Origin of the sequence: Winogradskyella thalassocola (assembly GCF_900099995.1) — a bacterium.
Lineage (GTDB): Bacteria > Bacteroidota > Bacteroidia > Flavobacteriales > Flavobacteriaceae > Winogradskyella > Winogradskyella thalassocola.
This window is the reverse complement of record NZ_FNCZ01000002.1, coordinates 47276-68902: the sequence shown is the minus strand read 5'-3', so window position 1 is coordinate 68902 and position 21627 is coordinate 47276. Positions and strand designations below refer to the sequence as shown.

Here is a 21627-nt window from a genome sequence, read left to right as displayed (position 1 = left end):
GCAACCTAGTTCTTTATTATAAAATAAACCTCAACTAAGTTAGTCACTCAAAACTTTAATAATCTTATTTTTTTCAAACAATAAAAAAGGATGTATAATCAAATACATCCTTCTCTATTGTTACCAGATTTGGGGAACTGATAACGTTTAATAGGTTAAGCTTAAAACAAACATATAATAAATAAAACTCTCAAACAAGAAAAACATGCATTTTATCGTTGATTTTTGTATTTAATCGAATTTACAGGTTATAAAGCACTGATTGTCAATAATTACAAAAAGCATTACGTTTAATAAAAAAACCTAATTAAACTTTTACTAATTTTCAGAGTCTTAATTACAAATACTATCAATTGGTTAACGAAGCGGAATTTATAACGCGTTTAAAAAATCCTTTAACAAAAGAAGCGGCATATAGAGAATTATTACAACTCTATAAGGAACGTTTGTATTGGCATATTCGTAAAATTGTAATTAACCATAATGATGCAGATGATGCGCTTCAGAATACATTTATAAAGGTGTATCGTAGCATCGATAATTTTAAAGGAGAGAGTCAATTGTTTTCTTGGTTATATAGAATAGCAACAAACGAATCTATTACGCTTATAAACAAAAATGCAAAACGCTTACAGATTTCTAACGAAGAGCATCAAACAAGAGCGATTAACAATTTACAAGCAGATGTTTATTTTGAAGGCGATGACATTCAACTAAAATTACAGAAAGCCATAGCTACGTTACCAGAAAAACAGCAATTAGTGTTTAATATGCGCTATTTTGATGATTTAAAATATAAAGATATGGCAGATATTTTAGAAACAAGTGAAGGTGCTTTAAAAGCCTCCTATCATATTGCAGCTAAAAAAATTGAAGCCATTTTAACTTCAGATTAAACCATTTTAATAATTTGGAGTCTTATTAGTATATACAGTTTAAATGATTTCGGATATACCGAAAAATAAGCATGAAAAAAAATAATTTACATAACGTTACATCTTCAGGTTTTAAAACACCAGATAATTACTTTGAGTCGTTTGAAGCTAATTTATTTGAACGCTTAAATGAAAAAGAAGTCATTAAAGCTTCAGAAACTTCAGGTTTCACTGTTCCTGAAAATTATTTTGATGCTGTTGAACATACAATTTTAGAAAAACTTCAAGATAAACCAGAAAAACCGGTTATCAGGTTAAAACCAAAAAGTACATTTTACTATTTTTCTGGTATTGCAGCAAGTATTGTACTATTATTTAGTTTAGTATTTAACAATGATAATATAACTATAGACAATTTAGAAACCGAAATTCTTGAAAGTTATTTATTTCAGGAAGATTACAGTAATGACGATTTGGCCACGTTGCTTAAATCCGATGATATTTCGGTAACCGATTTTATAGATATAAATATTTCAGACGAAACACTCGATCAATACTTTGAGAACATCGAAACAGAAGACCTAATTTTTGAATAAAAAGATTATGAAAACCATACACACACTCATACTTACTTTGTTTATTTCTGCGAGTATATTTGCGCAAAAATATGATAGAGAAAAAATTAAAGCTTTGAAAATTGCCCATATTACTGAGCAATTGGACTTAACTGAAACTGAAGCACAGAAATTTTGGCCCATTTACAATGCCAATGAAGATGCCGAAAACGAATTAAGAGAAAGTTCTACAAATAGAAGAAAGGATAAAAAGCCAGAAGAACTATCTGAAAGCGAAGCAAAATCACTTTTGTTAGCCATGGAAAAAATGGAAAAACGGAAAGTAGAGTTACATTCTAAAATGCTTAATGAGTTATTCGAAATTTTACCCGCAAAAAAAATAATAAAACTATATCAGGCAGAGCGATCGTTTAGACAAAAAATATTTGACGAATACAAAAAACGCCACTCTAAAGAATAGTGTGCTCTAAAAAGCAATAAAAAAAGGAAGCTCTCGTGCTTCCTTTTTTTATTCTCTAAAAGTAAGTTTAGAAATCCTACCCTTTCCTGCGGCATAAGCCACAGAATCATTTAAAAATCGGATGGTGTAAAAGCCTTCATCACTTAAATGAGACCATGTGCTACCTGCATCGTTACTATAATCAATGCCTTTAAATCCTACTGCAACTAATTCTATAGCATTAGAATTTGGAACGTACTGCACACAACTTCTATAACCAGGACCTTTTCCGTTAGCCACAACTTGCCAAGTTTTACCACCATCACTAGTTCTTATTTTGTTATTTAAAGTATCGTTTGGTTTGGTGTAATCTCCACCAATAGCGAATCCGTTTTTATCATCGTAAAAATCTAGCGAATATATACCTGTGGTTTCTTTTCCTTGAGTAATCGGTGTTTCGTATACTTCCCAAGTTTTTCCTTTATCTGAAGAATATAGTACTCTACTTGCTTTTCCTCCTGTAGCAACCCACGTATGATCACCAATTATTGCAATATTAGTATCACTTGCGGCAAAAGCGGCTTCACCTTTTTTGGCTTTTGGTAAATCCTCGCAAGATAATTTTGTCCAAGTCTCTCCTCCATCTCTTGTGATGATGATACTCATACAATCGTCTGTTGGGTCACCAATAGCAATGCCTTCATCATCGTTCCAGAAGTCCATGGCATCGTAGAACGCTTTTGAATGGTTTTCTTGGTAAACTAAATTATGAGACAAATAAACTTCATTATTTTTGTGATAGTCTAATTTATAAATTAAAGCAGGGGATTCAATACTCATAAAGAATAAATTTCTCTCGTTAAATGCTGAAGATCTAAAAGCGTAATCCATAGTGTCACTATAAACTAAACCATGCACCCTAGATCCATCTTCTAAAATTATTCCATTCTTTCCATCTCCAGAAGCATAGTATACATTACCATCTATAACTTCAAAGGCTCTAATGCTTAATGTAGAATCTACAATAATATCCTTCTTCCAAAATTTAGCATATTGTCTTTGTGGTATTTCCTCTTGTTTTTTACAAGAAAATAAAAAAGAGATCATTACTATTATAAATAGCATGTTTTTCATAGGTTGTAATTTCCCCTAAAAATAGAAAAGCTTTGCGATATAACCGCAAAGCTTTTCAAATCAATAATCAATCAAATAAAACTAGATCATCACTCTAGCTTTCTTTTTTTAATGCTTTAATATCTACAATTAATTGTGCTATCGAAGCTCTATTTAATCCGTTATAAATTCCTCTAATGTGTTTATTTTTATCAATGAGCAAAAAGTTTTCGGTATGCAGAAAGTCATCATTAGTTTTAACTTCACCTAAATCACTTTCAACAAAATAATGATCTCTTCCAAGCGCATAAATTTCATTTCTATCACCTGTTACTAAATGCCATTTCTGATCAATGACATCATTTCTTTTAGCATAAGCATTTAAAACAGCAACTGAATCTGTACTCGGCATTACCGAATGTGATAATAATAAGACGTCCGTGTCGTTTTTAAATTCTTCCTGAACTTTAGACATATTACCAGTCATTTTAGGACAAATACCAGGACAGGTTGTAAAAAAGAAATCGGTTACATATATTTTATCTTCAAACGTATTTTGAGTAACTGCTTCTCCTAATTGATTTGTTAATGAAAAATCTGGAATTTTATGAAACGCTCTTTCTTCTTCCGTATTTGGCGTTAACCAATGTGGAGTAAATGAGTCATCGTTATAATACGGCAAATACTCTACTCTGCTGTTTTCAACAACTTTAATAGTTTCTTTCTTTACCTCATCCTTACAGCTTGTAAACACAAACAGTACTATAATACATAAGTATTTCATAAAATTATTTTTTTTCTAATAATGACTTCATCCTCTAATCTTACACATGAACTTGCTCTTCTCATACCAAAAATCCTCCCATTTTTGGCTTCATAATTAACATATAATTTACCGTTGGCTAACCAAGCTTTTTGAAAACCATGTTCTTTTCCATCAACAAAATGTCTTAATTTAAACAGTTGTCCATCTGAATACCATTTTTTTTCAACACCTTGTTTCACTCCGTTCTCGTAATTCGTTTCTCCTGATAAAACTCCATTTTCCCACCATGTTTTATAGACGCCTACTAACCGATTATTTTTATAATACGATTCTAATTGAAGGTTTTCATTTTTAGTCCAGCTCCTCGCAACACCTTCCCTTTTTCCATTATAAAAACCCCATTTTTCTTCTAAAGCACCATTAGGGTAAAACTTTAAAGAATACCCATTGTACGGTTCTCCTTTATAATACCATTTGCCTTTATTTCCATTAAGAACCAATTCACTTTTTAACACTTCAACAGTATCGATAATGATAGGTTGTTCCTCATCAGTAATAGCAATATCACTTTTATGCGTTGATGTTTCATTACAACTCGTTACTGATAATATAATAAGTATTAAAAAATAAATTGATCTCATAATTTTTATAGTTTAATAGCCTTGAAAAGGTCCAGCAAAAAGAACATACGCTGGGTCATATGCATAATTACCTGCAGGATACTCTTCATTAACTATATGATAATGATACTCTTCCGCTCCATCTGTATATTGCGTTGTAGACGTGTGACCACCTGAAGCATCTAAATCTGTAGGATATGTTCCTGTTGAACTGCACTGTCTTCCATATATGAAAACACCATCAAGTAATATACCGACTAAACTTTCATCATCGTTAGTGATTGGTGTAGGCTCTAAATGATAGTGATACACACCAGGGCCTTTGTGAGCTCCTGCCCAATCTAAGCTTCCTGCAGCTTGATCTAAATCTCCCATGCCTTCTTGGTCATTAAATATAGATGCGCCACTTACTGCAATACCAATAGTGTTTAATTGTGTAGTAACTGTACTGCCTGTTAAGTTTGGAGTGGCATCTACTGTAAAACTTGCTGCTTCACCTTGCCCTCCTCCAATATAAGTATCTTGAGTTGTTTTAGAAACACCTGGCTCATCCATGTAAAGCGCATTGTCTGTTTCCCAATAAATTGAAGTGTGATCTGGAAATCCGGTAGTTTCGATATAAACTTCAGTTCCATCATCAGATAAAATAGCGGTAACTGCATCTAAATTAAACGCTGCAAATGCGGCATGTAATTCTGTTACTGCTACGTCATCATCATCATCATCGTTACCACCACTATCATCGCTAGACGAATCATCACTGCTGCAAGAAAATAATGCAAAGGCAAAGATTGTAATGTAGGTTAAAGGTTTAAAATAAATTTTCATGTTATTAGTGTTTTAAGGTTATTTAATATTTAGATGCCCTAACAGAAATAAACTTGTGCAGCTTTTTATTTTTAATATTTATTTAACAAAAAAAGCGTCAAATCAGAACACTAGCATATAAATAATGATTTACGAAAACAAATAATTTCTGTTTCCCATTATGGAATTATAAAGTGTCACATTAAAATGGTCTCGACTGTAATTCTGAATTAAGATTTCTTCCGCTGACTCCAAAGACTGGTGCCTAAAACATAAAAAGCGACTACGATTAAACCTATAGTTATACGATTCCTAAAACTTCCTTCAGAAATGGATTGTACTACAACTATCGATGCGTCTGGTGATGTAATGCATTTTAAATGTTCATCATCAATAAGAACATCATGGTAGTTTTCTTGATCTTTATAGATATTAAACATCAAGGTGTTTTTAATGGCATCAAAAGCATGTCCTTCAAATAAAAAGACAAAAGCATTGGCATGTGAATGTTCATTATGCAGGACCTCTTCAACAGCGATTAATTTTAGAATAGAATCACCATTTCTTAGTTCAAAATTAGTTTTAACGTAGTCAAAAAAAGCAGTATCAAAATCAGCTTTACTTTTAGAGTTTTCCAATTCAGGATAGGCTTCTAGAAGTGCATTTCTAATGCTCCAAGGAAATTCAGATTTGACTTCAACCAGATTACCTTTTTGTTGAATATTAAAAAAAGCTTTATTGGCGTCGTGAGCAAATACTGAACTTGCGAAAACCATAAATAGTAATATGATACAACTAGATAATTTCATCTAATTGTTACCTATTTTGAAATCATTAGAAGGAGTTCCTTTAAAGAATCTTGGGATACTAGGATAGTCGTCGGTTATCACATAATAATACGTTCCTGATGGATATTCTGGAGTGACACCAGTTCTACCATTGGCTTCATCTAAAGTTCCTAGCCCGGAAACATATTCATAATCATTAGAATAAACACCATCGTAATCTCCGCAAGGATCTGTAACTCCATCACCACCTCTATTACCCGACTTTAATTGGTAACTTGAAGTCATAGCAACAACAGAAGAATTAGTGTTTAAACCTTCGGAATACGCATATTTATAATAAATAGGAAAACCATCGGCTGCATAGCCAATTAAGGTCATCGCATCTGTTGGGACACTTAGTGATTCTAAAAAGAGCACAGGCGAACCATGGTAATGGTATTTACCGGTTGGTTGTACGTGTGCACTATTACAATCTAAACCAAGATTCACATTTAACGCCTCTAAATTCCACTCCCAATTTACATTTGGACTCATCACACCTTCATGCGGAAAAGGCTCTGCTGCAACCGGATCTAATTCCACTCCATTTAATAAAATACCAAATGAATATTGTGGTCCTGCGTTGGCACCAACTCCTGTTGTTGATAACAAAGGTGTCAGAACGTTAACTTCTGTTGGATTCATTGTTAGCGTATAACTTTCATTTTGCTCAGAAATAGCATTCGGATTTAATGATCCAGGACCCATTCCAAAAGTCCCTACAAGATGATCTGGAATGCTATTAGACGTAATGACTCTAGTTGCTCCTGTAATCGTTTGGTTATAGGACGCGGTAAATGCTAAGGTCTGATTACAATCTCCTCTTGAACCATCTAAAATTTGGTCTGACAGACAACCAGAATCATCCGTATCTGAATTATTAGCGACATAGCCTGTTGGTTGTTCACAAGCCTCTATGCTAACATCAGGATTCCCTAAGTTATCCTCATCAAAATCTTGATACCAAGTTAATTCTGTACATGTGCTATCGTCATTGTCTGAACATGCCGCGCTTACGGCTAGTACAATTACCAGTACTAATTTTATTCTATTTTTCATTAATTGATTGGTTGAGTTCTTCTTTAGAATGAAGCGTCGCTTATTTGTTTAGTTGTTCTAATAAATCTTTTCTTAATTTCGCCTACCCCTAAGTCTTCTTCCTTGAGATTCTTGTTTTCCTTGAGTTGATCCTCCTTCTAATTCTTCTTTTGAAATAAAACCATCCTTATTTGTATCTATCTCTGAGAATTGGTCAGACAACGGCCCTTTTACTTCATCTTTAGATAGCTTACCGTCTTTGTTAGCATCCATCTGACTCATTAAATCCTTAATACTTGGTCTCTGTTCTTGCGCTCCATTTGGTGGCCCTTGTTGCTCTCCTGATATTTCTCCCATTAAACAACGTCCTACATATGGAAATTCACTCGTTACCAAATACATATAGTTATCATTTATGGTTATGCCGTTACATTCATCTAAATCACCAGAGCCTTCTACATATTCAAAATCTGAAGTAAAAGTACCATCATGATGGCCTCCAACAGAAAGGTCCATAGATTGATGTGGATTTTCATAAGTACAATCTTCGCCCTCTCTATTCCCATCTAGGGCTTTATAACTCGGCTTATACTTCCCACTTTTAGAATAATACATTGGAAAACCGTCGTGAGCAAAACCAATATGAACCATATCTTCTCCATTATCAAAATCGTTAATTACAGACGTTGGTGTGCCGTGATAATGATAAGCACCTGTTGGTTGCACATGCGCATGATTAAAATCTAAGCCTAAATCTATAACATCTTGAAGTGCTTCTACACGATAGTTTTCTCCCGTATCACAAACCACAACTTCTGCTGTACCTGGTTCAAATTTAATACCGTTTAAGGCTACTCCTGGCTCTCGTGACCATGTTGCTTTTCCTGTATATTTTGGGTGTAAAGGAAAACTATACGTATTATTCTGAGCGGAAATTGTATTTGGATTGCCTTGATTAGGAAACGCACCTGTTTTATGATTTGGTAATGCATTGGTGACCATTATACGTTCGTCTTCTGTAAGTGTAACCTTAGTTTTGGTTCCAAAATTCTCATCTTCTAAATCATAAGCGCCAAAATAGTTCCTAGCAATATTCGAATGTGAATTTGAATGTGCTTCACCACCATCATGGCTATGTTCACTAGTTCCCTTATGACCATTACAAGCCAACAAAAGACCTAATAAAATGACACCAAAAAATTTATGTATCTGCTTCATATTCTAATTGTAAATATTTAAACCTAATCTTTATTCTTTCGCTTTCTCTTATCCGTTTTTGAGTAGAACGCTTTCAATTCCTCTGCATCTAATTGACTATCATCATTGGTATCAATCTCAGAAAAATTATCCATTAAATCGCGCTTGTCTTTTGCGGCGACCTCCAACTCATTTAATTGTCCATCTTCATCTTGATCTACTTCTTTTAAAAGTTTCTTTATAGATACTTTTTTAGGTTTTGAACTATCTAAAGACGCTTCCAATTCTTCCAAATCTATAAATCCATCTTCATTAGCATCTATGGAATCAAAATCCTCAGAAATTTTTCCTCGCTTATCTTTAGAAGCTTCCTCTTTATCTATTTTATCATCATTGTTTGTATCCAATAATTTCAATATTTCTGAAGCATCTGGCTTTTCCCCTTTTGGAGGTCCACCGCCTTGCCTTCCACCTCTACCACCACCTGGAGGTCCTTGTGCAAAAGTGGCTAAACCTAATAGCATTGAAAACATTGTGATTGTTAGTTTTATGTGTCTCTTTTTCATCTTAATTATTCTGGTTTTATTTTTAGATGCCATAACAAATAAAAACTTGCGCTACTTTTTAAAAATTAATTTGAGAGTTCTTTATGTAACTGAAACGCCATGATTTGCGTTTTTTCTCTTAAACTTATAGCATTTGTTAATTGAATTTCAGTTTGTAATAACCGATCTACCAAACAGTTCTGATATTCTCTACTTTGAAGCAACTGAGCATAATTAGATTTCACAGAAAATGTTTGTAGTTTGTTTAAATTAAATTCACGCTTCGTAAGAATATCAATCAACGATACATACTTTTCTATCGCAGGCTGTAATCGGTTAACAATGATGTTCTTGATTTTTGCTTCTTGATTTTCAAAATTGTCTAATTCATTAGGATAGGCTGCAATTAAATTTTTCAACAACACACCTTCTATAAACTCAAATTTATTAGTTGTATTCACTGAATTTATAGCACCTGTATGCAGTTGTGTTGGTTTATAATCGACATTAATAATTGCATTTCTTTCATCTGTTCCCAACTGGTCTTCTTGCGCTTTCATAATGAGATCTATAGTCGCTTCTATGGCTTCCCTGTTTTTAGTATAACTAGCAATGGAAGAATCTAAAAGCACTAAGTTTGAATTTAGCTCTTCATGTAAAGATTCGTATATTTTTACTTCTACAATTCTATTCTTTCTTAATTCGTTTAAATTGTTAATTTTCCAAGCTATCAGAACACCAATAACAATAAGTAAAATCTCTCCAAGCGCATAAACCACATAACTTTTGAATTTACCTGAAATCAATAATTTCTTTCTAATTTTTCTAAATAATCTCATATCACCAATTCTAAATTATAAGTCTTATCCTTTTATTCTTGAATAAAAAAAAAAGCTTCGCAATCTCTCACGAAGCCTTTAATAAACAACCAAATCAATCAAAAAAACCTATCTATTAATTTATATAATTACTTACCGCATCTGCCCGAGAAACCACATGTGTATTTAACTCATTAACGGCCGCTTGAAAATCTGAACTACTATTTAAAAATGTATAACCTGTGAGTTCTGACGTTGCATAAGGCTCTATTAAAGTTGAATATGTTGCATACTGCGATTGAATAGTATTGACATTAAATGCACCATTCACCACCTCTTGAAGATAAGAATCGTATTGTGCTTTATAAACCTCATCTTGATAGATGTAACCTATTAATGGCCACTCTTCACTACTTAATCCTGAAAAATCCAAAGGCAATACACCTAAATTATTTCCTTCTTGTAATGCTTCATTATTATCCCAAGGAATCCAAGTTAATTTACTCGTATCAGGATTGTTGTAAAGAAAATAATTATGTGTCATTCTACCGTAAGTATCCCAATTCTGAATCACTGTATTTGTTGCTAAATACTTTAAAAATGTATCCGTATCAAATACGGTTTCTAAGTTCGTTCTCCATGTTGAAGCATCCGTTGTTCTTACATCATCGTGTAACGCTGAAAATAAACTTTGGATGTCTGACCAATCGTTATCGTCTTCATTTGTTTTCTTAACAAAGACATCTTCTGTAAACGAACCATAGGCAAAACTTGCTCCATCACCATCTGGCTTATACAAGTTTCCGTCATCATCAGAAAACTGAGTGTCTAAAACGGTATCATCAACTTCTTCAACCATTGTATAAAGTCCGAAGTATGTTGGTCCATCTCCATGATCTACATATACCGTATAAAAAGCGGTGTGAGAACCTGCCAAACCTGCATTTCTAAATACGTCTCCTGCTACTTTTTCTCGTAACATCGATTTGTCGTTATAATTATTTTTCAGACTTAATTTTTTAAAGCCATAAAAACGCTGGTTATCGATCTGAGGGTAATCATCTTCATATTCGTCAAAATCTAATTTAAAAGATAGTTTCAATATCCCATTAGACCAGCTAGATTGTAGACTAGAATTCCCTTTAAAACGCACACCAACTCTATACCATTCTTTCCCATTATAAAACACTTCTGCAGGTACAAAAACAGGATCCTCATCGACTTCCACTAAGTCGTTTGGACCTCCAGGACCTCCTGAACTCGTTCCAAATGTGCCATATAAATCAGTCATGTCATTTAACATGGTCTGCCAACGTGCTTCAGTAATAACAATATCTAGTCGTTTTACAGCAGTATCTTCAAAGACTTCATCAAAATTTGGATCAGCATCTTTACTATGTGTTTCTGTAGTCCAATCTGTAGCTTCAAAATCCGTATCATCGACGTCTACTCCACCTACCTCTTCAGTTTCTGTTGCGTCATCATCATTACTACATGCATTAAAAGTTACTATAGACATACTAAATAATAATGCGATATATAACACACTTAATTTGTTTTTAACGTCCTTCATATTTATCTAAGTTTTATTGTGTTAGTTTTAATTTATGCAGATTAGTTTCTTTCCTTTCGTTCTGGCTTTGGTGCTTTGTCAAATTCCTTTTCTGAGATAAAACCATCCTCATCAGTATCTATTTCAGAAAAATGCTCTTTTAAAGGCCCCTTTATCTCTGATTTAGACAATTTGCCATCTTCATTTGCATCCATCTCTTTTATTAATTCTTTAAATGTTGGTGGTTTTTTTCTATCCTGCTTATTACCCGTTTGACCGAAAACAGAATTCGACATAAAAATTGCGATTCCAAATGTTAACATTACTGTTTTAAATGTGTGCTTTTTCATAAGTATTTGTTTTAAGATTATATACCTTTAGATGAGCTTCTCTCCTTAAACTTGTGCGCATCCTTGTTAAAAAAAACACAAAAAAAAGACCCTCAATTACTGAAGGTCTTTTATAGTGTATTTAATAATTATGGATTTCTTGGAGGTGGTCTATGCCCTTCACCATCTCTTGGCGGAGGTGGTCTTTGCCCTTGCTCATCTTGGCGTAGCGCATCCATTATTATCGTTTTGAATTTTTCTTTTTGGGTATCGTTAGATAATTCTTGAATCATTTTAAAATGATAAAAGACTTCTTTTTCTTTTACTTTTTCCTTTTCACAAATTAATCCTGAAATAGAATCAATTACGGATTCATCTACAAAATCATCAGACAATTTACTGAAGAGTACATCTTTTAATTCCTTAACCTCATCAGACAAACGCATCATAGTTTTATGATGACCTTTACTCTTTTCTTTAAATTCTTCTAATTGCGCTTTATTAAATCCGAGCTCTTTAACTATAAAATTTCTATTTCGTTGTGGCTCATTCATGTTGTTACCGCTAGTATTTCCTATGTAATTAAACAAGAAAAAACCATTAACAACGATAAGAAACACAAGTAGCACATATAATATTACATTTTTCTTCATAATTAATCTATTAAAGAAGTTTCTGTACTTGTAGATAACCCATAAGATTCTGCAAAACTACTAACATTCTCATCATAATTTGTTTTCTTAAGATTATTGAATGCGACTAGATTTAAAACCACAACACAAACTAATGTTGCCAATTGTAGCTTAGGAGTTAACCACGACCAAGTTGCGTCTTGTATGTCTTCTGAGACATTACGAATTTGATGCATTACGTTTTCCTTAAAAAACGGAGACACTTTAACCTCCTCAATAGACGCGATAGAATCAAAGGTGTCTTTTACTTTTTTATTCATTTCTACATTAGATTTAATGTGTTTATACTTATTTGTCTTTTTACAGACATTTGTTGTTCTTTATAAATCATTCCGTCGGCTAATGACATTTTGAACAAACATTGATAATTATATCTTTAGATGCAAAAGTTTAAAAAAACTTGTGCTAATATTCATTTTTATAATAGTTTTCTAGTGTGTTTTGTAAATTCTTTTTTGCTCTAAACATTATAGATTCAACAGAAGACAAACTACGTTTGGTAATGTCCGCGATTTCCTGATAACTTTTACCATCAATTTTATGAAGTGTAAATACCACAGTCTGACTTTCGGGCAAACCATTAATCGCTTTAAATAAAGTGGCATTCAACTCTTTGTTCTCCAGTAAAATTCCGGGATGATTCATTTCTGTAAAATAATCCGTTTTGTCTATGGGAATGGCGTTTCCTGTTATAGATTGTAAAAAAGCAAAACGCTTTTTAGTAGACTTCTTTCGTATAAATTCTAAGCATTTGTTCGTTGTAATTCTATAAATCCAAGTCGATAATTTTGAATCCCCTTTAAATTTATCAATCGATTTAAAAACTTCCACAAAAACATCTTGCGCTATATCTTCAGCATCTTCTCTATTAGGCACAAACGAAATACAAGTACTAAACACCTTCTGTTGAAATTTATCCAACAGTTGGCTGTGAGCTGATGTGCTTTTTAATTTTAATTCTTGTATGAATTCGGTTTCGTTCAAAAAATACTGTTGATTAATAGGTGCTAATTTAGTTTAGATGCGGTTACTAAAAAAAACTTGCGGAACATATTAATAATTTTTTAAAAGATAACACTTTACAATAAAACCTTATACTCTTAAACTTTTCTCTTACCTTTGTATGTTCTTTTTTGCAGAGATTAAACTACTGCAAAATGAATACTCAAAACAGAAGACCTAATATGAGATTACACAGAAATTTATGCTTTGCCGTAATTGACGGATTACACCTTGTTTTTAATGAAGGTGAATATGCTGATAAAGTTATACAACAATTACTAAAACGCGATAAACGTTGGGGAAGCAGAGACAGAGGTTTTGTTGCAGAAACCGTTTATACTATTGTACGTTACCAAAGACTTTATGCAGAAATAGCAGATGTTAAAGCACCATACGATAGAGATAATCTTTGGAGAATATTTGCCGTTTGGGCGACCTTAAAAGGTATCAAATTACCAGATTGGAAATATTTTACTGATACTCCATCTCGAAAAATTAAAGGTCGTTTTGATGAATTGTCTAAAATTAGAAAATTCAAAGAGTCTATACCAGATTGGATTGACGAATTAGGTGTAAAAGAATTAGGTGAAGCCGAATGGACTAAGGAGATGGCCATGCAAAACGAGCAAGCTGATGTTATACTAAGAGTTAATACACTTAAAACTAACAAAACAGATTTACAACTGAAGTTACAGTCTGAAGATATTGAGACTGAATTTTTACCAAATCACCCTTCAGCTTTAAAATTAAAAGAACGTGCTAACGTTTTTGTTACAGAAGCATTTAAAAATGGTTGGTTTGAAGTACAAGATGCATCATCACAGTTAGTGGCTGACTATTTAGATGTTAAACCAGGAATGAAAGTGGTTGATGTTTGTGCAGGTGCTGGTGGTAAAACATTGCATTTAGCCTCTTTAATGGAGAACAAAGGACAACTTATAGCTATGGATATTTACGAAAGTAAATTGAAGAAACTAAAAGTTAGAGCGCGTAGAAATGGGGTTCATAATATTGAAATGAAAGTCATTGATTCTACTAAGCCTATTAAGAAATTACATGGTAAAGCGGATCGTTTATTAATTGATGCACCGTGTTCTGGACTTGGAGTTTTAAGACGAAATCCGGATGCCAAATGGAAATTACAACCTGAATTCATCGAGAACATAAAGAAAACGCAACAAGAGGTTTTAGAGCAATATTCTAAAATGGTGAAATCTGGCGGAAAAATGGTTTATGCAACCTGTTCTGTTTTACCTTCAGAAAACCAAGAACAAGTTCAAAAATTCTTAACGACAGAAACTGGAAAAGAATTTACACTTTTAAAGGACAAAAAGATATTAGCTTATAAATCTGGTTTTGATGGTTTCTATATGGCACTTTTAGAAAAGAAATAACAAAATAAATTATTACCCTACGACATATGAAACATATTTACATTCTATTTTTATTAGTATCAAGTATTGGGTTTGCTCAAATCCCTTCAAATTATTACGATAGTGCAAATGGTTTATCTGGTTTTACTTTAAAAACACAGTTAAAAAGTATAATTTCTAATGGACATACCGCTAGAACATACGATCAACTTTATGATGGATCTGGTGTTTCTGGTTCTAATGGCTATGTAGATACACACTCTGACATTGATGTTACAGGTGGTACGAATTATGAAAATGACGGCACTGTTTTAGATTTTTATTCTGAAAATCCAACAGGTGCAGATCCATATAATTTTACTCACAATGTTGATGAAGGTGGAAACCAAAATTCAGAAGGTGATTGCTATAATAGAGAACATATTGTTCCACAATCATCTTTTAATAGTAATTACCCAATGCAAAGTGACATTCACCACGTCATCCCTACGGATTGTCGTGTTAACAATTACAGAGGTTCTTACCCTTTTGGTAATGTCGGATCTGTTAATTTAACATCAGAAAATGGCTCAAAAAGAGGAACTAGCGCAATGGCTGGGTACTCAGGTATTGTTTTTGAACCTATAGATGAGTTTAAAGGCGACATTGCAAGAGCGCTACTTTATTTTGCGACGCGTTATGAAAGTACTGTTGATGGCTACACAAGTTTTGATATGTTTAACGGCACCGAAGATCAAGTATTTTTTCCTTGGGCCATTGAGGTTTTACTAGATTGGCATAATAACGTCGACCCTGTAGACCAAAGAGAACGCGAAAGAAATAAGGCTGCTTTTAATTTTCAAGGCAATGCAAATCCGTTTGTAGATCACCCAGAATATGCAGATCTAATTTGGAATCCTACTCCTGATACTGAAGCACCAACAAATCCTACTAATTTAGCAGCTTCTAATCCTACTGATAATAGCATCGCCTTATCATGGACAGCTTCTAGCGATAATATTGGAGTTGTAACTTACGACATATATATTGACGGTTCATATGCATTCAACTCTAGTAACACAACGGCTACTGCAACGGGTTTAACAGCCTCAACCAATTATTGTTTTACCGTTAAAGCTAAAGATGCCGCAAACAATGAATCCGGATTTAGTAATCAAGATTGTGAAACCACAACGAATAATGGAACTATCGGAGGATCTGATTGTTTAACTGAAACCTTCTCTAATTTAGATACCTCTATTGGATCTTATACAGATGTTAGCTGGACAGGTGACGAAGGTGGCACATGGAGTGCTACAGAAGCTAGGACTGATCAAGTAATTAATACATCTACAACTGCGGCAATCACAATAAGAGATGGTGTGTTAACACTACCTACAACTTCTGGTGGAATTGGAGCGCTTACAGTGACAACGAAACGTGTCTTTAGTGGCTCTGACGGTACATTCAATGTTAATGTCAACGGAACGTTCGTCGGTACAATTGCTTACAGTGCTACTGAACAAACCATTACGTTACCTAACATTAATATTGAAAATAGTGTTTCTATTGTAATAGATGGTAATAGTGGCATTACTAATAGAGTTGTCTTTGATGATTTATCTTATACCTGTTATTCAGCTTTAAATGTTGAAGATTTTAATGTTGCTAGTGTAAAGATTCATCCAAATCCTGTTAAAAATACGTTGACGGTAGATTTAAAATCTGACGTTAGCACAAGTATAGAAATTTTTGATATTCTAGGAAAGCGTGTATTAAACGAAACGATATCTAAAACAAGTAACTTAAACGTTCAAAATTTAAAATCAGGAATTTATATTGTAAAAGTTACACAAGATAATTCTACCGTTACTAAAAAGCTTATTAAGCAATAAACTAAAGCATTCTTAATTAAAAAAAAAGCAGTTGTTCACCGAGCGAAATCAAAGTGCAACTGCTTTTTTTTGGTTAAAACAATCATTACCAATGCTTAAAGAAGCGCATTCCATAAAGATGTTAAAAAAATAACTAATCTCTATTTTTATCTACCTTTGTTATTGACAAAATTCATGAATTCTGTTTCTACGTATTCTACTTGTCACTCTTAAAAAATCGAAAAAATAAATGAAACACTTTTACACTTTATTATTAGCATTTGTAACGTCAATTGCATTTGCACAATTAGTTCCTCCAACTGAATTAGAATCTTATTATAGTACCGTTGATTTTTCAGCTACAGGCATTAGCTTAAAAAATGACTTAATTGATGTCACAATAGATAATCACATCTACTATTTAAGTTATAGTGACATTTGGGATGCTTCAAGAATCACAGATTTAGATCCAAATAACTCAAATAATGTACTTTTACTATACGGATATAATGATACTGATGGCATCATAACTACCGATAGAACTAGAGGAAAGTATGATAACGGTGGTGGTGTTGGAGATTGGAATAGAGAACATGTATATCCTAAATCTTTAGGAAACCCTAATTTAGGGACTTCCGGTCCTGGCTCTGATGCTCAAATGCTAAGACCTAGCGATGTTCAAAGAAACGGTCAACGTGGAAGCTTAAAATTTGCAGATAAAAACGATGGTCAATTTTCTAATGGTGAATCTGGCACAACTAATAGTGGCTGGTATCCTGGAGATGAGTGGAAAGGTGACTGTGCAAGAATTATTATGTACATGTACCTGCGCTATGGTGAGCGTTGTTTACCAACAGGTGTCGGTTATGGAAGCAGTTCTTCTACTCCTGATGCTATGATAGATTTATTTTTAAAATGGAATGCTGAAGACCCTGTAGTTGAAGGAGAATTAGAAGACGTTAGAAATGCGTATCATGGAAACCCTAATAATGAATATGCTCAAGGCAACAGAAATCCATTTATTGACAATCCTTATTTAGCTACTGTAATTTGGGGAGGACCTGAAGCTCAAAACAGATGGGAAAATCTTTCTATTGCAGAAGTACAACAAGATCGTATTAAACTGTTTCCTAATCCTGCAAATGGTAATGAGGTTACTATTTTATCAAACCAAGACATTATTGCCGAAGTTTATGACATCTTAGGTAAAAAAGTTACGGTTCAAAACATCTCGTCAAGCCAATCTAAATTAAATATATCTGACTTAACTAAAGGTGTTTATATCGTAAAGTTAAATTCTGAAGTCGGTACGCAAACAAAAAGATTGATCAAACAATAAGTATAACTATCATATAAAAAAAAGCGACTCATGAAGTCGCTTTTTTTATGTTTAAAACATCGTGAACAACTCACCATTTTTGAATAGGTAATTATAAGTTAAATCACGTTTAAAAAAAGTAAATTTGCATTTTACTAAACACAACTCAAACACACAACACAAATGATTCATTTCTTCGGAAACCAAAACAGCAAGGTATTTGCCGTTCAAGCAACAAAAGAATTATCAACAGAAACCGTTTCAAAACTGACATGGTTATTTGGCGACCAACCAAAAATAGAACAAGCATCTCTCGATGCTTTTTTTGTTGGACCTAGAGCAGCAATGATTACTCCTTGGAGTACAAACGCTGTTGAAATCACTCAAAACATGGGAATTTCTGATATCCTAAGAATTGAAGAATTTACTTCTGTTCTTAAAGATTTCAAAGATTACGACCCTATGATTTCTGAAAAATATCAAAGTTTAAATCAAGATATTTTCAAAATTAATAGTCAACCTAAAGCGATTCTAAATATTGAAAACATTTCAGAATACAACCAACAAGAGGGCTTATCACTTAGTGATGAGGAAGTTGACTATTTAGAAAGTGTTTCTAAAAAAATAGGTAGACCATTAACCGATTCTGAAGTTTTCGGCTTCTCTCAAGTCAATTCTGAGCACTGTCGTCATAAAATTTTCAATGGAACCTTTGTGATTGATGGAGAAGAAAAAGAAACGTCGTTATTCAAACTTATAAAAGAAACATCGAAACAACATCCTAACGATATTGTTTCAGCATATAAAGACAACGTCGCCTTTATAAAAGGACCTGTTGTTGAGCAATTTGCACCAAAACGTGCTGATGTTCCAGATTACTATACCACTAAAGATTACGAATCTGTAATTTCATTAAAAGCAGAAACCCATAATTTCCCAACAACTGTTGAACCATTTAATGGTGCTGCAACAGGTTCTGGTGGTGAAATTAGAGATCGATTGGCTGGCGGAAAAGGCTCTTTACCATTAGCCGGAACAGCCGTTTACATGACGTCTTATTCGAGATTAAACGATGAACGACCATGGGAAAAAGCATTTCCTGAGCGCAAATGGTTGTATCAAACTCCAATGGATATTTTAATAAAAGCCAGTAATGGTGCCTCTGATTTTGGAAATAAATTTGGGCAACCGCTTATCTGTGGTTCTGTTTTAACCTTTGAGCACCAAGATCAAAATGGTAAGATTGGTTACGATAAAGTCATTATGCAAGCTGGTGGAATTGGGTATGGAAAAGCAGATCAAGCTTTAAAAGATATTCCACAAGAAGGCGATAAAATAGTCATTCTTGGTGGTGATAATTACCGAATTGGAATGGGAGGAGCTGCGGTTTCTTCTGCAGATACTGGCGCATTAGCTTCAGGCATCGAATTAAATGCAGTACAACGTTCTAACCCAGAAATGCAAAAGCGTGCTGCCAATGCGGTTCGTGGTATGGTAGAAAGCGATGAAAATTTTATTGTGTCTATTCACGATCATGGAGCTGGTGGACACCTTAACTGTTTATCTGAACTTGTTGAAGATACAGGAGGAAACATTGATTTAGACAAATTACCTGTTGGCGACCCAACATTGTCTGCGAAAGAAATTATTGGTAACGAATCTCAAGAACGTATGGGATTAGTGATTGCCGATAAACACTTAGAGACGTTACATAAAATAGCCGATAGAGAACGTTCTCCAATTTACGATGTTGGTGAAGTTACAGGAAAACACCGCTTTACTTTCGAATCTAAAACTACTGGCGAAAAACCAATGGATTTAGCCTTAGAAGATATGTTTGGAAGCTCTCCAAAAACCATAATGAACGATATTACTGTTGAAAAAAACTATGGAGGTATTTCTTATGACACCAATAAATTCTACGATTATCTAGACCAAGTATTACAACTAGAAGCTGTAGCCTCTAAAGATTGGTTAACAAATAAAGTAGACCGTTGTGTTGGTGGTAAAGTGGCCAAACAACAATGTGTTGGTCCTTTACAAATTCCTTTAAATAATGTTGGTGTGATGGCACTCGATTTTAAAGGTAAAGAAGGTATTGCAACCTCTATTGGTCACTCTCCTATTTCGGGATTAATTAATCCAGAAGCAGGAAGTCGCAACTCTATCGCAGAAGCGTTAACCAATATTATTTGGGCGCCTTTAAAAGATGGACTTAAGAGTGTGTCGTTATCCGCAAACTGGATGTGGCCTTGTAAAAATGAAGGTGAAGATGCACGTTTGTATGAAGCGGTAAAAGCGATTTCAGAATTTTCAATTGACTTAGGCATCAACGTACCAACAGGTAAGGATTCCTTATCCATGAAGCAAAAATATCCTGATGGTGATGTCATTTCTCCAGGTACAGTAATTATTTCTGCGGCCGGAAACTGTAATGATATTACGAAAGTTGTGGAACCTGTTTTTCAGAAAGGAAAAGGATCTATTTATTATATCAATGTATCACAAGATACGTTTGAATTAGGTGGAAGTTCATTCGCACAAATCAATAACAAAATTGGAAATACCACTCCAAACATAAAAAGTGCGGCTTACGTTAAAACGGTATTTAATACCATTCAAAATTTAATAAAAGACAATCAAATTGTTGCTGGTCATGATGTGGCTTCTGGTGGATTAATAACCACACTTTTAGAAATGTGTTTTGCAGATACTAATTTAGGAGCTGAATTAGATATTACAAGCTTAAACGAATCGGATTCATTTAAAGTTTTATTTGCTGAAAATGCAGGACTTGTAATTCAATCAGAGGATGATAGCATTGAAGGTATCCTTTCTGATGCAGCTATCAAATTTCACAAAATAGGTGACGTTACCGAAAGTGATGTTTTAGGTATTATAAACGGTAGTCAAGTCTTTACGATGACGGTTTCAAAATTACGAGATACGTGGTTTAAAACCTCTTTCCTACTCGATCAAAAACAAACCGCAAATGGTTTAGCCAAAGACCGATTTGATAATTATAAACATCAAGCTTTAGACTTTACCTTCCCAAGTCATTTTACAGGAAAATTAAAAGATACGCTTGGCACAACCAACACACGACCAAAAGCCGCTATTCTTAGAGAAAAAGGTTCAAATTCTGAACGCGAAATGGCAAATGCGATGTATTTAGCTGGTTTTGATGTGAAGGATGTGCATATGACCGATTTAATTTCAGGCAGAGAAACCCTTGAAGACATTCAGTTTTTAGGAGCTGTTGGTGGTTTCAGTAATTCTGATGTTTTAGGTTCTGCTAAAGGTTGGGCCGGAGCTATTAAATATAACGACAAAGCCAACAAAGTGATTAATGATTTCTTTAAGCGCGAAGACACATTGTCTGTTGGTATTTGTAATGGCTGTCAATTAATGATGGAACTCGATTTAGTAAATCCAGAACACGAGGTTCACGGAAAAATGACGTATAATGATTCTCATAAGCACGAAAGTGGCTTTACGTCTGTGAAGATTCAAAAGAATAATTCGGTGATGCTTTCGTCATTGGAAGGTGCGACTTTAGGAGTTTGGATTTCTCATGGTGAAGGTAAATTCAAATTGCCTTATACGGAAGACCAATACAATATCGTAGCCAAATATGGTTATGCAGATTATCCTGCTAATCCTAATGGTTCAGATTTTAATACGGCTATGTTAACGGATAAAACCGGAAGACATTTAGTAACTATGCCACATATTGAGCGTTCTATTTTTCAATGGAACTGGGCTAATTACCCTGCGGGACGAAAAGATGAAGTGTCTCCATGGTTAGAAGCTTTTGTGAACGCTAAATTATGGATTGAAGGCCATAAAGCCTAAACTACACGAATTTGTTTCGTGAAAAATAACTCA

21 protein-coding genes are annotated in these 21627 nt (G+C 33.8%); 7 read left to right on the top strand and 14 right to left on the bottom strand.

Annotated elements, in window-relative coordinates; translation table 11 throughout:
* Positions 1-353: 353 nt before the first annotated feature.
* The 3 genes from BLT80_RS07255 (at position 354) to BLT80_RS07245 (ending at position 1910) form a co-directional block, all read left to right on the top strand.
* Positions 354-896: an RNA polymerase sigma factor gene (locus BLT80_RS07255; RefSeq protein ID WP_092466961.1), complete on the top strand. Its 543-nt coding sequence runs from the start codon at positions 354-356 to the stop codon at positions 894-896.
* Positions 897-967: 71 nt separating this feature from the next.
* A complete protein-coding gene (locus tag BLT80_RS07250) occupies positions 968-1471 on the top strand; it encodes a hypothetical protein (RefSeq protein ID WP_092466960.1) in 504 nt (167 codons plus the stop codon).
* A 7-nt stretch (positions 1472-1478) separates the two neighbouring features.
* Positions 1479-1910 carry a Spy/CpxP family protein refolding chaperone gene (locus BLT80_RS07245; protein ID WP_139181029.1) on the top strand — a complete coding sequence of 144 codons (432 nt, stop codon included), beginning with the start codon at positions 1479-1481 and terminating at the stop codon, positions 1908-1910.
* Positions 1911-1958: 48 nt separating this feature from the next.
* Here the strand turns inward: BLT80_RS07245 and BLT80_RS07240 are convergent, their stop codons facing one another.
* The 14 genes from BLT80_RS07240 to BLT80_RS07175 all read right to left on the bottom strand — a co-directional run bounded on the left by BLT80_RS07240 (position 1959) and on the right by BLT80_RS07175 (position 13177).
* Positions 1959-3023, bottom strand: coding sequence for a WD40/YVTN/BNR-like repeat-containing protein (locus BLT80_RS07240; RefSeq protein WP_092466958.1), 1065 nt, complete (start codon positions 3021-3023; stop codon positions 1959-1961).
* Positions 3024-3117: 94 nt separating this feature from the next.
* Complete coding sequence (locus BLT80_RS07235) at positions 3118-3786, bottom strand: SCO family protein (RefSeq protein WP_092466957.1); 669 nt, start codon at positions 3784-3786, stop codon at positions 3118-3120.
* Complete coding sequence (locus tag BLT80_RS07230; RefSeq protein ID WP_092466956.1) at positions 3783-4409, bottom strand: toxin-antitoxin system YwqK family antitoxin; 627 nt, start codon at positions 4407-4409, stop codon at positions 3783-3785. The genes BLT80_RS07235 and BLT80_RS07230 overlap by 4 nt, the downstream gene beginning before the upstream one ends.
* 12 nt (positions 4410-4421) lie before the next feature.
* The gene (locus BLT80_RS07225; protein WP_092466955.1) at positions 4422-5216 is read right to left on the bottom strand and encodes a YHYH protein; all 795 of its coding nucleotides are present in this window, start codon (positions 5214-5216) and stop codon (positions 4422-4424) included.
* 209 nt (positions 5217-5425) lie between these two features.
* Positions 5426-6004: a hypothetical protein gene (locus BLT80_RS07220; RefSeq protein WP_139181028.1), complete on the bottom strand. Its 579-nt coding sequence runs from the start codon at positions 6002-6004 to the stop codon at positions 5426-5428.
* Positions 6005-7081 (bottom strand): YHYH protein, encoded by a 1077-nt coding sequence (locus BLT80_RS07215; RefSeq protein ID WP_217630754.1) that lies wholly within the window; start codon positions 7079-7081, stop codon positions 6005-6007. It lies immediately after the preceding gene.
* A 72-nt stretch (positions 7082-7153) separates the two neighbouring features.
* Complete coding sequence (locus tag BLT80_RS07210; RefSeq protein WP_092466953.1) at positions 7154-8278, bottom strand: YHYH protein; 1125 nt, start codon at positions 8276-8278, stop codon at positions 7154-7156.
* 23 nt (positions 8279-8301) lie between these two features.
* Complete coding sequence (locus BLT80_RS07205) at positions 8302-8823, bottom strand: EF-hand domain-containing protein (RefSeq protein ID WP_175455563.1); 522 nt, start codon at positions 8821-8823, stop codon at positions 8302-8304.
* Positions 8824-8888: 65 nt separating this feature from the next.
* Positions 8889-9641 carry a DUF6090 family protein gene (locus BLT80_RS07200; protein WP_092466951.1) on the bottom strand — a complete coding sequence of 251 codons (753 nt, stop codon included), beginning with the start codon at positions 9639-9641 and terminating at the stop codon, positions 8889-8891.
* A 115-nt stretch (positions 9642-9756) separates the two neighbouring features.
* Positions 9757-11193: a CotH kinase family protein gene (locus BLT80_RS07195; protein ID WP_092466950.1), complete on the bottom strand. Its 1437-nt coding sequence runs from the start codon at positions 11191-11193 to the stop codon at positions 9757-9759.
* 41 nt (positions 11194-11234) lie between these two features.
* Complete coding sequence (locus BLT80_RS07190) at positions 11235-11522, bottom strand: EF-hand domain-containing protein (RefSeq protein WP_092466949.1); 288 nt, start codon at positions 11520-11522, stop codon at positions 11235-11237.
* Between the two features lie 128 nt (positions 11523-11650).
* The gene (locus BLT80_RS07185; protein ID WP_092466948.1) at positions 11651-12154 is read right to left on the bottom strand and encodes a hypothetical protein; all 504 of its coding nucleotides are present in this window, start codon (positions 12152-12154) and stop codon (positions 11651-11653) included.
* A gap of 2 nt (positions 12155-12156) precedes the next feature.
* A complete protein-coding gene (locus tag BLT80_RS07180; RefSeq protein WP_092466947.1) occupies positions 12157-12453 on the bottom strand; it encodes a hypothetical protein in 297 nt (98 codons plus the stop codon).
* A gap of 145 nt (positions 12454-12598) precedes the next feature.
* Positions 12599-13177, bottom strand: a complete 579-nt coding sequence (locus BLT80_RS07175; RefSeq protein WP_092466946.1) for an RNA polymerase sigma factor — start codon at positions 13175-13177, stop codon at positions 12599-12601.
* A 200-nt stretch (positions 13178-13377) separates the two neighbouring features.
* Between BLT80_RS07175 and BLT80_RS07170 the strand changes: the two genes are divergently transcribed.
* The 4 genes from BLT80_RS07170 (at position 13378) to purL (ending at position 21594) form a co-directional block, all read left to right on the top strand.
* A complete protein-coding gene (locus tag BLT80_RS07170; RefSeq protein ID WP_092467305.1) occupies positions 13378-14589 on the top strand; it encodes an RsmB/NOP family class I SAM-dependent RNA methyltransferase in 1212 nt (403 codons plus the stop codon).
* A gap of 26 nt (positions 14590-14615) precedes the next feature.
* Positions 14616-16442 (top strand): endonuclease, encoded by a 1827-nt coding sequence (locus tag BLT80_RS07165; RefSeq protein WP_092466945.1) that lies wholly within the window; start codon positions 14616-14618, stop codon positions 16440-16442.
* 229 nt (positions 16443-16671) lie between these two features.
* Positions 16672-17760, top strand: a complete 1089-nt coding sequence (locus BLT80_RS07160) for an endonuclease (protein WP_092466944.1) — start codon at positions 16672-16674, stop codon at positions 17758-17760.
* 162 nt (positions 17761-17922) lie between these two features.
* Complete coding sequence (purL, locus tag BLT80_RS07155; protein ID WP_092466943.1) at positions 17923-21594, top strand: phosphoribosylformylglycinamidine synthase; 3672 nt, start codon at positions 17923-17925, stop codon at positions 21592-21594.
* Positions 21595-21627: the final 33 nt, after the last annotated feature.